The sequence below is a fragment of the Nocardia sp. NPDC052112 genome (assembly GCF_040680135.1).
GTDB lineage: Bacteria > Actinomycetota > Actinomycetes > Mycobacteriales > Mycobacteriaceae > Nocardia.
In genome coordinates this window covers 314945-329610 of the sequence record NZ_JBFAWD010000003.1, presented here as the reverse complement: position 1 = coordinate 329610, position 14666 = coordinate 314945, and the positions used below count along the sequence as shown (strand labels likewise).

Sequence of the window (14666 nt, the reverse complement as noted above, 5' to 3'; positions counted from 1 at the left end):
CGCCATGACTCGAGTCCTGATCGCGTCCGACAAGTTCAAGGGGTCGTTGACCGCCGCACAGGTCGGTGCCGCTGTCCGGGCCGGTATCCACCGCGTCCGGCCCGGTGCCGAGGTGTCGGTGGTGCCCATCGCGGACGGCGGGGACGGCACCGTCGCCGCTGCTTTGGCTGCGGGTTTCGAGGCGGTCCTGGCAACCGCCTCCGGACCCACCGGCGAGCCGGTGTGCACGGCGTATGCCCGCCGCGACGATATCGCCGTCGTGGAATTGGCGGACGTATCCGGGCTCGTACGGCTACCGGGCGGGAAGTTCGCGCCGATGACGGCCACCAGCCGGGGTACCGGCGAGGTCATCGCGGCGGCCATCGATGCGGGTTGCCGTCGGGTGGTACTCGGCATCGGCGGCAGTGCGGGTACCGATGGCGGTGCCGGGCTGCTCGCGGCGCTCGGTGCACGACTGCTCGATGTCGATGGGGCCGAAATCGAGGACGGCGGTGCGGCATTGGCGCGGCTGCACACGATCGACTTCGCGCCGGTGCGGGAACTGCTGGGCGGGGTCGAGGTCACCGTCGCGTGCGATGTCGACAATCCCCTCACCGGTCCGCGCGGTGCGGCCGCCGTCTATGGTCCGCAAAAGGGCGCCGACGGTGACCAAGTGGAAGTGCTCGATGCGGCGCTCGCTCATTGGGCGGACTGTGTCGCGGTCGCCACCGGGAACGATCTGCGCGATCGTGCGGGCGCCGGTGCGGCGGGCGGGGTCGGGTTCGCGGCCGTCGCTGTGCTCGGTGCTCGGCTGCGTCCCGGGATCGAATTGGTTTTGGAGCTGGTCGGTTTCGCGGAACAGGTCGCCGGTGCGGATCTGGTGGTGACCGGGGAGGGCATGCTCGATGAGCAGACCCTGTACGGCAAGGCACCGGCCGGGGTCGCTACTGCCGCCGGGTTTGCGGGCGTACCGGTCATCGCCGTTTGCGGCCGGAATACGCTGCCCTCCAAGCGATTGCATGAGGCGGGGTTCTCGGCCGCATACGCCCTGGCCGATATCGAACCCGATATCGCGCGCTGCTTCGCGGAGGGGGACGTGCTGCTCGAGCGGCTGGGTGCGCGGCTCGCCGTGGAACACCTGCCGTTGGATCCCACGGCGGAACGGTCATCTGCGGAGCACCAGTCGCCGGAGGCCGCTACGGATCATGTGTCTGCCGGCCACGTCGTCGGGGCGGTCACGGCGGAGCGGCGACCTGCCGAGCACCAGTCGCCGGAGGCCGCTGCGGATCATGTGTCTGCTGGCCACGTCGTCGGGGCGGCCACGGCGGAGCGGTCGTCTGTCGGGCACCAGCTGCCGGAGGCTGCTACGGGTCAGATGCCTGCGAACCACGCCGTTGGGGCGGTCACGGTGGAGCGGCGATCTGCCGAGCACCAGTTACCGGAGGCCGCTGCGAACCAAGAGTCTGCAGGCCACGCGGCCGGGGCGGCCACGGCGAAGGACCCGTCTGTCGGGCGCCGGCCGCCGGAGGCCACTGCGGGCCAAGTGGCCGCAGACCACGCCGCCGAGGCGGCCGCTCCGCAGCGGAGCGTCGCGGACCTGGCCGATGACATCGTCGCCGCCTCCCGAAGCAGCGGCGGCGCAAGGACATTCGACGGGAGATTCCGATGATTTGCGATGGAGCTGTGTGATGCGGGAGAACTCCGAGATCCAGCCGATCTCACCGGTCCCCACACACCTGGACCTGGTGATCCGTGCGGAGCGGATCATCGGGACGACGGGGGAGACCGGCGGCTCGATCGGCGTGCGCGACGGCCGGATCGTGGCGATCGAACCACTGGACTCCATCCTGACCGCGAAAACGATCGTCGAACTGGCCGCCGACGAGGTACTGCTGCCCGGCGTCGTGGATGCGCACGTGCACGTCAACGATCCCGGCCGCACCGAATGGGAGGGCTTCCCGAGCGCGACGAAGGCGGCCGCGGCGGGCGGTGTCACCACCATTATCGATATGCCGCTCAACAGCATTCCGCCGACCTGCGATCTCGCGGCACTCGAAGTGAAGCGCAAGACCGCGCAGGGCCGCGTGCATGTCGACGTCGGATTCTGGGCCGGAGCGATCCCCGGAAATCTGGCTGATCTGCGGCAGCTGCAAGACGCTGGGGTATTCGGCTTCAAATGCTTTCTGCTGCACTCCGGTGTGGACGAATTCCCGGCACTGGACGCCACCCAACTGGAACTGGTCATGCGGGAGATACGTTTGTTCGACGGTCTGCTCATTGTGCACGCGGAGGACGCGCACTCGATCGAACACGCACCGATTCCGCAGGGGGACAAGTACTCCGGCTTCCTGCGTTCGCGCCCGCGCGGTGCGGAGAACCTGGCCGTCGCCCAGGTGATCGAACTGGCCAGGTGGACCGGCGCTCGCGTGCACATCCTGCACGTGTCGAGTTCGGATGCGCTGCCCATGATCGCATCGGCCCGCCGCGACGGCGTCCGGATCACCGCCGAGACCTGTCCGCACTACCTGTCGTTCGCGGCGGAGGAAATTCCGGACGGTGCAACGCAATTCAAATGTTGTCCGCCGATCCGTGAGAGCGGCAATCGCGAATTGCTCTGGGAAGGGTTGCGCGACGGCACCATCGATATGGTGGTCTCGGACCACTCCCCATCGACGGCCGACCTCAAGTGCTTCGACACCGGTGACTTTGCCCGCGCCTGGGGTGGCATTTCCTCACTGCAACTCGGACTTTCGGCTGTCTGGACCGAAGCGCGACTGCGCGGATTCAGCCTGGTGGATGTCGCGCGCTGGATGAGCCGCGCGCCCGCCGAACATGCGGGCCTGCGGCGCAAGGGCGCCATCGAGGTCGGCTACGACGCGGACTTCTGTGTCTTCGCACCCGATGACGCCTTCGTCGTCGACGTGCATCGCCTGCACCACAAGAATGCCGTCACACCGTACGCGGCCCGCCCACTCGCGGGTGCGGTCCGCGGCACCTGGTTGCGCGGCAACCGAATCGATATCGACAACGAGCCGCAGGGGCGGCTCCTGGCCCGAGGAGAAGTATGACCGATCAATCCGCCCCCGCCTTCACCCGACTGCCCGATCTCGCCTCCCGCGCGCTCGCGGGCGGTGTCGTCTACGCCAACGACGAGTTGTTCGCCGAGCGGGAGAATCTGATCCGGCCCGGCCGTGCGGTTTTCAGCACCGAGGACTTCGGTCACAAGGGCAAGACCTACGACGGCTGGGAAACACGGCGTCGTCGCGAAGCCGGCAATGACTATGCGGTTGTCCGGCTGGGTGTGCCGGGGCGGGTGCACGGTGTCGTCATCGACACCTCCTGGTTCATCGGTAATTACCCGCCCTTCGCCTCGGTCGAGGCGACGAGTATGGAGGGGCAGCCGTCGCCTGCCGAACTCCAGCAGGCCGAATGGGTGACACTGGTCGCGAAGTCGGATATCGCGGGCGATACCGGCAACTTCTTCGAGGTCGCCGACGAGCGCCGCTTCACCCACATCCGGCTCTCGATCTACCCGGACGGCGGCGTGGCCCGCTTCCGTGTTCACGGCACACCGCTGCCGGATCCCCGTTTCCTCAGTGGCACAGTCGATCTCGCCGCCCTGGAACACGGCGGCGATGTGGTCGACTGCTCCGACATGTTCTTCTCCGCGCCGACCAATATCCTGCTGCCCGGCCGGTCGCGGCAGATGGACGAGGGCTGGGAGGGCGCGCGTCGCCGCGATGCGGGCAATGATCACGTCACGGTGCGACTGGGTGCGCGCGGGGCGATTCGGCGCGTGGAGATCGATACCTCGAACTATGTCGGCAATGCGCCGGGTTGGGCGGTGCTGCGCGGTACCGATGCCGATTCCGGTGCGGACCTGGATGATCCGTCGACCTGGACCGAATTGCTGCCGCGCACGCGGCTGCAGCCGGATGCGCGTCACTTCTTCCGGATCGGAGCCGATGCGCCGGTCACCCATGTCCGGCTCGATGTGTACCCCGACGGCGGCGTGGCCCGGTTGCGGATCCACGGCGAGATCGATCCGCAGACCTTGGTCGGCAACACCGTCACCTGGCTCGCTGCCCTCCCCGAAGCACATGCGCTCGAAGTACTCACCACAGATGGCGGACTGTCCCATGACGAAGCGCGGAAGCTGTTGGCGCAACGCCCCTTCGCGAGCCCCGACGCGGTGCCGTCGGCCGTGATCGAGGCGCTGCTCGCGTTGTAGTCGCTGGTCGAGCGGGAAATCTGCGCACGCACCGGTGGCCCGCTCGACCGGCTCGGTGTGCGTCCGAAAACCGCTGGCACTTGTCGGCCGGCTGATCTACGTTCGGCCCATGATGCGTACGGATGGGTCGGTCGAGCGGCAAGCCATCGCCGCCGCCGCCGTGACGGTGGTCTTGTGGGCGTCGGCCTTCGTCTTCATCCGCAGTGCGGGACACGACTTTTCGCCGGGTGCGCTGGCACTCGGGCGATTGCTCGCCGCCTCGATCACGCTGGTGACGGTGCTGGTCATCCGTGGTGAGGGCCTGCCTCCGCGGGCCGCGTGGCCGGGCATCGTAATCTCCGGTGTGCTGTGGTTCGGCGTCTACATGGTGGCGTTGAACTGGGGTGAGCGCAATGTCGACGCCGGGACCGCGGCGATGGTCGTCGGCATCGGTCCGGTGCTGATCGCGGTGCTCGGCGGACTGGTCCTGCGGGAAGGGTTTCCGGCCCGGCTGATGGTCGGGCTGGTCGTGTCGTTCGCCGGAACCATCGTTGTCGGACTGTCGACCTCCGATGGCGGCGGCGCGGCGGTGCTCGGTGTCGTGCTGTGCCTGCTCGCAGCCATCGTCTGGGCGGCATCGACCATCGCGCAGAAACCGGCGCTGGCGAGCGCATCCGCATTGCAGGTGGTCACCTTCGGCTCGGTCATCGGAACCGTCGCGTGTCTGCCGTTCTCCTGGCAACTGGTCACCGAGGCGGCCGACGCGCCGCTGTCGTCGACGCTGAGTCTGGTGTACCTGGGCGTCTTCCCCACAGCTTTGGCTTTCACCACATGGGCCTTCGCGCTGGCCCGCACGACGGCCGGGAAAATGGGCGTGACAACCTACGCGGTCCCGGCCCTCGTCGTGTTGATGTCCTGGATCGCGCTGGGCGAGGTGCCCGGCGCGCTGACCATCGTCGGCGGTGTCCTGTGCCTGGCCGGTGTTGCCGTCACGCGGTCCCGGCCGCCCGTCAGCCCATCTGTCGATCCGGAAACGGTCGAACCTGCTCCACGCTGATCGCGTTGGTCGGTCGAGTTGCGCGTTCGGCGATGTGTGCGGCGGCCGCGGGGGAAACCACGCCTGTCGATTCTGCCGTTACCTGAAGTGTGAGTGTCTGTGTGACGACACCTGTTTCAGGCAGCCGTTCCTTGCGGAGCGGCAGTCCCCGTCTTCCCGGCCGGATGGCCGTGCGGGGTTGACGCTTCCACGCCACCTGCCTTCCCCGCCTGGCGGGCGGGTCTTGCGGTCGGCTCCACGTCCTTGTGTTGGTGGCCCACCACGGCGCGACCACGGTCTTGCGCTGATTCCAGGACTTACGCAACGCCGCTAGTGACCAGCCCTGTAGCGGCGTCAACCTGTCCTCGCTCGAGCCGTACGACCGTTCGGCGGCCCGCTGAGCCAGATTCGCCTTTACCACATCCAGCATTACGTTGAACGCCTTGCGCGCGGCCCCGGCGTGCGAGGCCAACACCCGCTCCTGAGCGAGGGTGGGGTCGAGTGCGAACCGATACGACTGCACCGTCCACCCCTCTGGCACCCGATATCCGGCCATCAGCGCCACCGGCCCGGAAACGCCTGCGGAATCACAGGTTCGGAGACCACGGTCGAGCACCGAGACAGCACTTCCCCGGGAGACGACGACTTCATCGACCCCGCGCAGGCAGCACCGTCGCCTGCAACTGCACACCCAACCCCACATTCACGAGCGGTATTCGAACATACATTCGATCGGGTTTCGTGGCGAATCCGGAATCGAATATCTGCAAGATCACGCCGCCATCATCTGATGCTTGTACTCCGAGAGATCGCGGCAGACCCGAGGTGTGGCGAAGGTCGCAGAATTTGCTGGCCATTTGGTCGGTGAGGTGCGAGGCTTAAGCGGTGACACATCCTCCGGATAGCACGTCGGTGGCAGCGGATCCCGCGACCGACAAGCTCGACATCGCGGTTTTCAAGGTGGCAGGGGTGGTCGTGCTCGGCGCGATCATGTCGATCCTGGATATCACCGTCGTAACCGTCGCGATCCCGAAATTCCAGAACGAGTTCCATACCACCACCGCGATCGCGGCCTGGTCGATGACCGGCTACACCCTCGCGCTGGCCAGCGTCATCCCGCTGACCGGTTGGGCGGCGGACCGGTTCGGCACCAAACGGCTGTACATGCTCGCGCTGACGCTGTTCGTGCTCGGATCGGTGCTGTGCAGCCAGGCCTGGAGTATGGAGTCGCTCATCGCCTTCCGCGTCATCCAGGGTCTCGGCGGCGGCATGCTCATGCCGCTCGGCATGACGATCATGACCCATGCGGCCGGCCCGCAACGCGTCGGGCGGGTGATGGCGGTGCTCGGCGTGCCGATGCTGCTCGGTCCGATCGGCGGTCCGATCCTGGGCGGTTGGCTGATCGACAGCTACGGCTGGAAATGGATCTTCCTGATCAATGTTCCGGTCGGGATCATCGCGCTCATCTGCGCCTTCATCGTGTTCCCCGCGGACAAGCCGGAGCCGTCGGAATCCTTCGACTTCCTCGGCATGCTGCTGGCCTCGCCGGGTCTGGCGCTGTTCCTCTACGGCGTCTCCTCGATTCCGGGTGAGGGCACGGTCATCTCGGCCAAGGTGCTCATACCCGCCGTCATCGGCCTGGTGCTCATCGCGCTGTTCGTCCCGCACGCACTGCGCACCGAGCATCCGCTGATCGATCTGCACCTGTTCCGCAACCGGTCGCTGACCTTCGCGGTGCTGACCATGGTGCTGTTCGCCACCGCGTTCTTCGGCGCGGGCCTGCTGCTGCCGACCTACCTGCAGCAGGTGCGCGGCGAAACGGCCATGGCGGCCGGTCTGCTGCTGGCCCCGCAGGGTCTCGGCGCGATGGTGACGATGCCGATCGCGGGTCGACTCGTCGACAAGATCGGTCCGGGCAAGATCGTGTTGACCGGCGTCGCGCTGATCTCGCTCGGCACGGTGTTCTTCGTGCAGTTGAAGTCGGATACGCCGTATCCGTACATGTTGGGCGCGCTGTTCGTGATGGGCCTCGGTATGGGCTGCACCATGATGCCGACCATGACCGCGGCAATCCAGACGCTGACCCGCCAGCAGGTCGCGCGCGGTACGACATTGATGAACATCATCAACCAGTCCGCCGGGTCCATCGGCACCGCGACGATGTCGGTGGTGCTCAGCAGCCTGCTGAACCAGCATCCGTTCGCCAAGCCCGCGATCGCGTCGAACTACGATCCCTCGATCGCGGCGCAGTTGCCGCCCGGTGCGGTCGAAACCGGATTGAGCCAGGCCGCGACGGCATTCAGCCACACTTACATCGTGGCGCTGGCGCTCATCGTGCTGACCTTGGTGCCCGCGGCGTTCCTGCCGCGCACCAAGCCGCAGACGGCCGAAGTCGCGGAGGCACCGGCGCTGGTGCATTAGCCTGCGGAGTCCGAGTTCGCCTGTGCACCAGGCGAACTCGGACTACGGACGGTTCGCGTCCAGGAATTCCAGCACGAGCGGGCTTGCGGTCTTTCGGAATTCGTCGAAATAGCCGTGCCGCGCGCCCGGTATCCACGCCAACCGCGCGCCGGAAATCCGCTCCGCGAGCAACGGCGCGTTCGACGCGGGATTGAATCGGTCCTCGCTCCCGTGCACGACCAGCGTCGGAACCGCGATCTCCGCGAGCACCTCCCAGGCGTCGTGCTTATTGCTCGCGTAGAGATGTCTGCGCTTGGCGTAGGCGGGCATGGCCGGATCGCCGAGGGTATTGAACGGTCCGGACGCGCTCGCCAGATACGCCGGGGTGTACATCAGTTCCAGCAGCGCCTGTCGCGCCGCCACCGGATCGGGCTGAGCCAGCGACTTGCGCACCTCGGCGTCGCGCTCGACGGCGTGGCGACCACCCGGCGACGTGCAGCCGAGCACCAGCGTATGCACCCGATCCGGGAATCGCGCGGCCAGCCACTGCGCGACCCGACCACCCATCGATGTGCCGTACACCGCGGTCTTCTCGATGCCGAGATCGTCGAGCACCGCAATGGCGTCCTCGGCGAATCCGAGGGTGCTGTACGGGATATCCGGTTTATCGCTGTCACCGGTTCCGCGATAGTCCAACGAGACGGTGCGATACGTGGTCTCGAAATCGGCACGAACGCCATCCCACCAGTGGTGGTTATTGGCCTGCCCGGTGAGCAGCAGCAGCGGTGCGCCGTCACCGCCGGTCTGATAGGCGATCCGGGCGCCGTCGGCGGCCTTGGCATACAGCACGTTCGAATTCCTCTCAGCCGTACAGCGCGACGAAACGTTCCAGCGAGCGCTCGATATCGCCCTTCAGCGCCCGCGCGACGCCGGAACCGATCGGGCCGAACAGGGGCGCGCCGCCCAGATCGATATCGACGGTGACCTCCGAACCCGCACCCTTCGCGGCGACGAGCAGTTCGAGCTTGAATTTGGTGCCGCCCTTGCCCGTGCCGCTCAAGGCAAGTCGCCGCGGCGGTTCAGCGGCCTTGACTGTCCAGGTGACCCGGTTGCGCAAGCCCTTGACCGATGCGACACCGACCAGTTGGGTGCCGACGGTGAGTTCGGCGGGCACCTCGTCGCGCCACGCTTCGTGCATGAGGAGCCATTTGTCGAGTTCGGTGAGGTCGGCGGTGTGCGACCAGGCCTCCTGCGGCGAAATCGGCACGTCGACGGACACCTTCAGCTTTGCCATTCGCGCATAGTATCCGGTACTCGCGGTTCGGCTATTTGTGGCGTTCGACCATAGCGTCCGGCTACCGAACCGGCTCCGTGTGGCATCGCCGACGTGAAATTTGTGCAGGCCAATCGAACCGATCGGGTGGCTTGCGAAATCCGATGGGGGCGCTGGCGGTTCGAGGAATCGGAATGTGGTCCTCGGATCGAGAGAGACTTCCGGGCGATGCTGCTACTGTGGGCGGGTCGTCGGGTGCCGAGCTGCTTATCGGCTCGATCCGCGCGGTAGGTGATTCCTCGAATTGCTTGCCCTGCGGGCACTCTGGGGTTGGTGCCGGTGTCGATGTAGCCGCATTCGACGAATGTTGATCCTGGTCGGCGTCGCGAGGAAGGCGAGACAACGCGCAGTGACACCGGCTGTCGCAACGACGAGAGAGCTGATGAATCAAGATATCGCCGTGGTGCTTTCATGGATCCTCGCCCCCGCTCTCATTATTGCCGTGGCGGCGGCGTTGTATGTAGCGCAATACGCGAAACAACAGAAGATACGCGCCGACACACTCAATAGAGCGAATCGGGCGCAGGAGGAAACCCTCGAACACTTCGCCGGCCAGACACTACCGGCGATGACCGAGGCGGTGCGCCGCTTCGAGGCACCGGTTTCGGCCATCGAGGTGCCGACGGGTCAGGAGAATTCCCGGTTCGTCCAATGCCTGCAATGGATTTCCGAGCGGTACGCCGACGATCTGCGCATGGTGCAGTCGGAGGCGCACGAGCAGTCCGCGCACGAAGCCGAGGAAAAGTCGCAGCAGGCGATCAAGGCGACCGAGGAGGGCACGCGCGCCGAGATCGAATCCGCCTCGCGGGCCGCGACCAGTGCGGCGGTGCGTTCCTTCGGCACCTCTGTGGTCAGCCTCGGCGCGGATGTCAGTCAGGTGGTGAGCGCGGCGCTGCGTGAGCACCGCGACGACGAGGTCTATGCCACCCTCACCCGCATCGACCACACCGTGCAGCAGATGCTGCGGCAGGCGCAGTCGTATGTGATCGTCTGTGGTGGTCTGCCGGGTCGGCGCTGGCCCGCGCAGTCGCTCACCGACGTGGTCGGCGGCGCGATCGGCCGTGTCCGTGACTACTTGCGGGTGCGAGCCAACCAGCTCGACCGCGTCGTCATCAGCCGGGCGGTGGAACCGCTCGTGCACACCCTGGCCACGCTGCTCGACAATGCGCTGCGCTACTCCCCGCCGACGTCATATGTGGATGTGACCTTCCAAGAGGGCCACCACGGCGTCACCGTCATCATCGACGATGCCGGTGTGCGGATGAATGCGGAGCAGATGGAGGAGGCCAGGCAGGTGCTCGCGAACGAGCGCCCGATCGACATCCACCAGCTCGGCCCGTCCCCGCGCGTCGGTTTTCCCGGTATCGCGGCACTGGCCCGGCGCTATGGGTTCACCGTCTACATCGATGGCCCGAACGTCTACGGCGGTATGCGGGCGATGGTCTACATCCCCGAGGCCCTGCTCGTCACCGCGGTGACGAACGCCGAACCGGCCGTTCCCGCGGTCACCCCGGCCCCGGAACCCGTGCCGACCGCTGTCGCCGAGGATAAGCCCTTCGAATTATCCCCGGTTCCGGTCTTGGCCGGGGTGGGCGAACAACCCGCCGAGAACGAGGAGTTCGCTGTGCACGAGATCACCAGTGGCGGCCTACCCAAGCGACGTCGTCGGGCGGTGTCTTCGGTACCCGCGCAGACCGGCACCGAATCCGAAGCGGGACAGGCTCGTCCCGAAATCGCCTCCGCCTGGCAGACGGGTTCCAAGAGCGGCCGCGAGGCTGCTGCCTCCGATAACAGCGAAGGGATGTCATCCTGATGAGCACACCGGTGACCGACAGCAGCAATAGGCTGGGTTGGCTACTCGAGGATCTCAGCAACGTTCCCGGCGTCCGGTTCGCGGTGCTGCTTTCCGACGACGGACTGCGGATCGCGCACTCCGACGGTGTCATGAAGGATGATGCCGAGCGTTTCGCCGCGGCTGCCTCGGGTCTGCGCTCACTAGGTAAGGCGCTCGGCGAATTCTGTGGTGGCCTCGATAATGGTGTGCGTCAGAACATGACCGAATACGACCAGGGCATGATCCTGATCACCGCGGCGGGTGAAGGTGCACTGCTCGGTGTGTCGACAACGCCCGAGACCGATATCGGTCTGGTCGCGCACCGCATGAATGAACTCGCCGGGCGGGTCGGGCACGAGTTAGGCGCCCAGCCGCGCGGAAGGGTTGAGGGCGGCTTGACGTCATGACCAGGTCTCGGCGAGACCCAGACTTGGTCCGGGCCTATGTGCGCACCGGGGGGCGGATCCGTCCCAGTCGTGACTTGGACCTGGTCACCTTGGTCGTCGCCGCCAAGGATCCGGCGCCTGGTGCGACCCCCGATGCGCGCCAGGTGCTGAACCTGTGCAGCCGTCGCAGCGCGCTGTCCGTTGCCGAGATCGCCGCGTATCTCGACTTGCCGCCGTCCGTGGTGAAGATCGTCGTCGCCGATCTGCTGGACAGCGAACATCTGGCCACTCCGACCCCGGCCGAAGTCATGCCGGAGATCACCCTGCTCGAGGAGGTACTCAATGGGCTCCGCGCTCTCCCGGCCTGAGCGCACTGTCGACTATGTGCCGGAGACCGTGACCCGGTCGGTAAAGCTCTTGGTGGCAGGCAATTTCGGTGTCGGCAAAACGACATTCGTGAACAGCATTTCGGAAATCCGACCGCTGCGCACGGAGGAGACGATCACCGAGGCCAGTGTCGGCGTCGACGATATGGCCGGGTTACCCGGCAAATCGCAGACGACCGTAGCGATGGATTTCGGCCGCATCACGCTGAATCCCACACTCGCGCTCTATCTTTTCGGGACGCCGGGACAGCGGCGCTTCGTCCCGCTGTGGGAGGAGTTGGCGCGCGGCGCGCTCGGCGCTCTGGTCCTGGTGGATACTCGGCGCATCGAGAAGGCCGACGAGGTGCTGTCCGTGCTCGAGGAGCGCGGGGTGCAGTATTCGGTCGCGGTCAATCAGTTCGAAGGTGCCAAGCGCTATCCGCTCGAAGAGATCCGTGACGCACTGGATCTGGCACCGGATACTCCACTGACATCGCTCGACGCTCGTCAGCGCAGCACCTGTCTGATGTCGCTGATCACGCTCGTCGAGTTCCTATTCCATCGTCAGGAGTCCCGGAAGTAAGACGCGTTGCACACTGATTCAACAAAGCACGGCCCTGTCGCGTTGGGGTCGCCGATCGACACCGACGGCCCGCGCGTATCGCTTTATTCCGAGGAGTTCGCAGCCGATCCGCACCGCGCGTACCGTGATATGCGGCGCCGGTACGGATCGTTGGTACCGGTGGACCTGTCGCCCGGTGTGCCGGCCACTTTGGTGATCGGCTATCACACCGCCGTACGAATCCTCAACGATCCCGACCACTTTCCGGCCGACCCGCGCACCTGGCAGCAGCAGATTCCCGGTGAATGCCCGGTCCTGCCGATGCTGGAATGGCGCCCGAATGCCTTGCGCAGTGCGGGAAACGAGCATCTGCGCTATCGACAGGCAAACGCCACAAGTCTCGCCGAAGTCGATCGGCACGCATTGCATTCCGTTGTCGAAGGTGTCGCAGTCCCGTTGATCAATGCCTTCTGCGGGGACGGTGCGGCCGATCTGATCAGCCAGTACGCATTTCCGCTTGCCTTCCAGGTGCTGAATGTGATGCTCGGCTGCCCGGCGGAAATCAGCCAGCAGGTCGCCACCGGAATGGCCGCGATCTTCGAGGGGGTCAACGCCGAGAAGGGCAATGCGATGCTCACCGACGCGCTGTTCGAACTCGTCACGCTCAAGCGCAGCGAACCTGGTGACGACATCACCTCGCGGCTGATCGCGCATTCGGCCGTGCTTTCGGATGAGGAGATGATCCACCAGCTCGTCACCGTCTACGGCGCGGGCATCGAACCGCAGCAGAATCTGATCACCAATACGCTGCTGCTGATGTTGACCGACGACCGGTTCGCAGGCAGCGTGCACGGCGGAAGTCTTTCGACCCGTGACGCGCTCGACGAAGTGCTGTTCACCGACCCACCGTTGGCGAACTATTGCGTCTCCTATCCGAAACAGCCGATCTTGATCGACGGTGTCTGGCTGCCCGCACATCAACCGGTCGTCATCAGCATGTCCGGATGCAATAACGATCCCGCCGTCGGGGTGAACGAATTCGGGCCCAATCGTTCGCATCTGGCGTGGAGCGTGGGCCCACATGCCTGCCCGGCGCAGTCGGTCGCCTATCTGGTTGTCCAGGACGCCATCGACCAATTGCTCGACGCGCTGCCCGAAATGCGTTTGGCGACAAGACCCGAACAACTCACCTTTCGGCCGGGTCCGTTCCATCGTGCGCTGGTGTCCCTGCCCGTCACGTTCCCCAAATCCCCTCCGCTGGTCATGCCGTAAGGAGATTTCCATCGTGCAACAACCCATCACCCTGGATCTGGCGGGAACCGATATCCAGGGCGAATCCGCACGCCTGCGCGAGCGCGGGCCGGTGGCGCTGGTGGAACTGCCAGGTGGTGTGCGGGCCTGGTCGGTCACCGATGCCGGGCTGCTCAAGAAGTTGCTCGTCGACGCGCGGGTCTCCAAGGATGCGAGCCAGCACTGGCCCGCGTTCATCAATGGTGAGATACCGCAGGACTGGCCGCTTTTCCTGTGGGTCGCGGTGAACAATATGTTCACCGCCTACGACACGGACCACAAGCGGCTGCGCAAACTGGTCGCGCCCGCGTTCACCCATCGGCGCACCGAGGCCATGCGCGGGCAGATCGAGCGAATCACCGAGGATCTGCTGGCCGAGCTCGCGAAGACGCCTGCGGGCGAATCGGTCGATCTGCGTGAGAGTCTCGCGTATCCGCTGCCCATTCAGGTCATCTCCGAATTGATGGGTGTGCCCGAAGAACTCAATCCGGGCTTGCGTCGGTGCGTCGACGGTATTTTCGACACCTCGCTCGGGCCGGAGGAGTCGCAGGCGAACTATAGGGAGATGTATCGGATCCTCGGTGAATTGGTGGCGCATCGGCGCGACCATCCCGGCGACGATATGACCAGTCTGCTGATTTCGCACCGCGACGAGGACGACGGGTCCCAGCTCACCGAGCAGGAATTGATCGACACGCTGCTGCTCGTCATCAGCGCCGGGCACGAAACCACGGTCAACCTGCTCGACCAGGCGATCTTCGCGCTGCTGACCAATCCGCAGCAGCGCGCCGCGCTGGTCGCGGAGCAGGCGACCTGGGCCGATGTGGTCGAGGAGGCGCTGCGGTTCGAGGCGCCGGTCGCCCATCTGCCATTGCGGTTCGCGGTCGACGATATCGAGGTCGACGGGGTGCGTATCCACAAGGGTGAGCCGATTCTCGCCTCGTACGCGGCGGCGAACCGTGATCCGAAGGTGCACGGTGACACCGCCGATCAATTCGATGTGGCCCGAGAAACCAAGGACCACTTGGCTTTCGGGTACGGCGCGCACCATTGCCTCGGGGCGCCGTTGGCCCGGCTCGAGGCGCTGGTGTCGTTGCCCGCGATCTTCGAGCGGTTTCCGAATATGCGGCTGGCGGCGGATCCGTCCGAGTTGGGTTCGGTGGCCAGCTTCATCTCCAATGGGCATGCCAGGCTGCCGGTGACGCTGGTACCGGGGGAGTAGTCCACCTGAAAAGCCGGGCCCCCTTCCGATTTCGATCTGGAGGGGGTTC

General features: G+C 65.9%; 14 protein-coding genes. 11 read left to right on the top strand and 3 right to left on the bottom strand.

Annotation, left to right across the window (positions count from 1 at the left end; genetic code table 11):
- The first annotated feature begins 4 nt into the window (after positions 1–4).
- The 4 genes from AB0L58_RS07560 (at position 5) to AB0L58_RS07545 (ending at position 5246) form a co-directional block, all read left to right on the top strand.
- Positions 5–1648, top strand: a complete 1644-nt coding sequence (locus tag AB0L58_RS07560; protein ID WP_364382706.1) for a glycerate kinase — start codon at positions 5–7, stop codon at positions 1646–1648.
- A gap of 19 nt (positions 1649–1667) precedes the next feature.
- Positions 1668–3047 (top strand): allantoinase AllB, encoded by a 1380-nt coding sequence (gene allB, locus AB0L58_RS07555; protein ID WP_364382703.1) that lies wholly within the window; start codon positions 1668–1670, stop codon positions 3045–3047.
- Positions 3044–4210, top strand: a complete 1167-nt coding sequence (gene alc / locus AB0L58_RS07550) for an allantoicase (RefSeq protein ID WP_364382700.1) — start codon at positions 3044–3046, stop codon at positions 4208–4210. Before allB ends, alc begins: the two co-directional genes overlap by 4 nt.
- A 109-nt stretch (positions 4211–4319) precedes the next feature.
- Positions 4320–5246: a DMT family transporter gene (locus AB0L58_RS07545; protein ID WP_364382697.1), complete on the top strand. Its 927-nt coding sequence runs from the start codon at positions 4320–4322 to the stop codon at positions 5244–5246.
- On the opposite strand, the gene AB0L58_RS07540 is transcribed toward AB0L58_RS07545, so the two are convergent.
- Positions 5200–5841: a helix-turn-helix domain-containing protein gene (locus AB0L58_RS07540; protein ID WP_364382694.1), complete on the bottom strand. Its 642-nt coding sequence runs from the start codon at positions 5839–5841 to the stop codon at positions 5200–5202. The two genes, AB0L58_RS07545 and AB0L58_RS07540, sit on opposite strands and share 47 nt — an antisense overlap.
- 269 nt (positions 5842–6110) lie before the next feature.
- Here AB0L58_RS07540 and AB0L58_RS07535 point away from each other — a divergent pair, with 269 nt between their 5' ends.
- The gene (locus AB0L58_RS07535; RefSeq protein WP_364382691.1) at positions 6111–7646 is read left to right on the top strand and encodes a DHA2 family efflux MFS transporter permease subunit; all 1536 of its coding nucleotides are present in this window, start codon (positions 6111–6113) and stop codon (positions 7644–7646) included.
- Between the two features lie 42 nt (positions 7647–7688).
- Here AB0L58_RS07535 and AB0L58_RS07530 read toward each other — a convergent pair whose 3' ends face one another.
- Positions 7689–8474: an alpha/beta fold hydrolase gene (locus tag AB0L58_RS07530; RefSeq protein ID WP_364382688.1), complete on the bottom strand. Its 786-nt coding sequence runs from the start codon at positions 8472–8474 to the stop codon at positions 7689–7691.
- 13 nt (positions 8475–8487) lie between these two features.
- A complete protein-coding gene (locus tag AB0L58_RS07525) occupies positions 8488–8919 on the bottom strand; it encodes an SRPBCC family protein (RefSeq protein ID WP_364382685.1) in 432 nt (143 codons plus the stop codon).
- A gap of 421 nt (positions 8920–9340) precedes the next feature.
- Between AB0L58_RS07525 and AB0L58_RS07520 the strand changes: the two genes are divergently transcribed.
- From AB0L58_RS07520 to AB0L58_RS07495, 6 genes are all read left to right on the top strand, one after another.
- A complete protein-coding gene (locus AB0L58_RS07520) occupies positions 9341–10771 on the top strand; it encodes an ATP-binding protein (RefSeq protein WP_364382682.1) in 1431 nt (476 codons plus the stop codon).
- Complete coding sequence (locus AB0L58_RS07515) at positions 10771–11199, top strand: roadblock/LC7 domain-containing protein (protein ID WP_364382679.1); 429 nt, start codon at positions 10771–10773, stop codon at positions 11197–11199. The genes AB0L58_RS07520 and AB0L58_RS07515 overlap by 1 nt, the downstream gene beginning before the upstream one ends.
- On the top strand, positions 11196–11546 hold the full coding sequence (locus tag AB0L58_RS07510) for a DUF742 domain-containing protein (protein WP_364382676.1): 351 nt from the start codon (positions 11196–11198) through the stop codon (positions 11544–11546). The genes AB0L58_RS07515 and AB0L58_RS07510 overlap by 4 nt, the downstream gene beginning before the upstream one ends.
- Positions 11521–12126 (top strand): ATP/GTP-binding protein, encoded by a 606-nt coding sequence (locus AB0L58_RS07505; RefSeq protein WP_364382673.1) that lies wholly within the window; start codon positions 11521–11523, stop codon positions 12124–12126. The genes AB0L58_RS07510 and AB0L58_RS07505 overlap by 26 nt, the downstream gene beginning before the upstream one ends.
- Positions 12127–12285: 159 nt before the next feature.
- Positions 12286–13377 (top strand): cytochrome P450, encoded by a 1092-nt coding sequence (locus tag AB0L58_RS07500; RefSeq protein WP_364382670.1) that lies wholly within the window; start codon positions 12286–12288, stop codon positions 13375–13377.
- 10 nt (positions 13378–13387) lie between these two features.
- Positions 13388–14617, top strand: coding sequence for a cytochrome P450 (locus tag AB0L58_RS07495; protein ID WP_364383203.1), 1230 nt, complete (start codon positions 13388–13390; stop codon positions 14615–14617).
- Positions 14618–14666 lie beyond the last annotated feature (49 nt).

Excerpts from the sequence above, each read along its gene's own strand:
- allB (WP_364382703.1), top strand. The coding sequence starts at position 1,668 with ATGCGGGAGAACTCCGAGATCCAGCCGATCTCACCGGTCCCCACACAC.
- AB0L58_RS07520 (WP_364382682.1), top strand. The coding sequence starts at position 9,341 with ATGAATCAAGATATCGCCGTGGTGCTTTCATGGATCCTCGCCCCCGCT.
- AB0L58_RS07560 (WP_364382706.1), top strand. The coding sequence starts at position 5 with ATGACTCGAGTCCTGATCGCGTCCGACAAGTTCAAGGGGTCGTTGACC.
- AB0L58_RS07510 (WP_364382676.1), top strand. The coding sequence starts at position 11,196 with ATGACCAGGTCTCGGCGAGACCCAGACTTGGTCCGGGCCTATGTGCGC.
- AB0L58_RS07545 (WP_364382697.1), top strand. The coding sequence starts at position 4,320 with ATGATGCGTACGGATGGGTCGGTCGAGCGGCAAGCCATCGCCGCCGCC.
- alc (WP_364382700.1), top strand. The coding sequence starts at position 3,044 with ATGACCGATCAATCCGCCCCCGCCTTCACCCGACTGCCCGATCTCGCC.
- AB0L58_RS07505 (WP_364382673.1), top strand. The coding sequence starts at position 11,521 with ATGGGCTCCGCGCTCTCCCGGCCTGAGCGCACTGTCGACTATGTGCCG.
- AB0L58_RS07525 (WP_364382685.1), bottom strand. The coding sequence starts at position 8,919 with ATGGCAAAGCTGAAGGTGTCCGTCGACGTGCCGATTTCGCCGCAGGAG.
- AB0L58_RS07515 (WP_364382679.1), top strand. The coding sequence starts at position 10,771 with ATGAGCACACCGGTGACCGACAGCAGCAATAGGCTGGGTTGGCTACTC.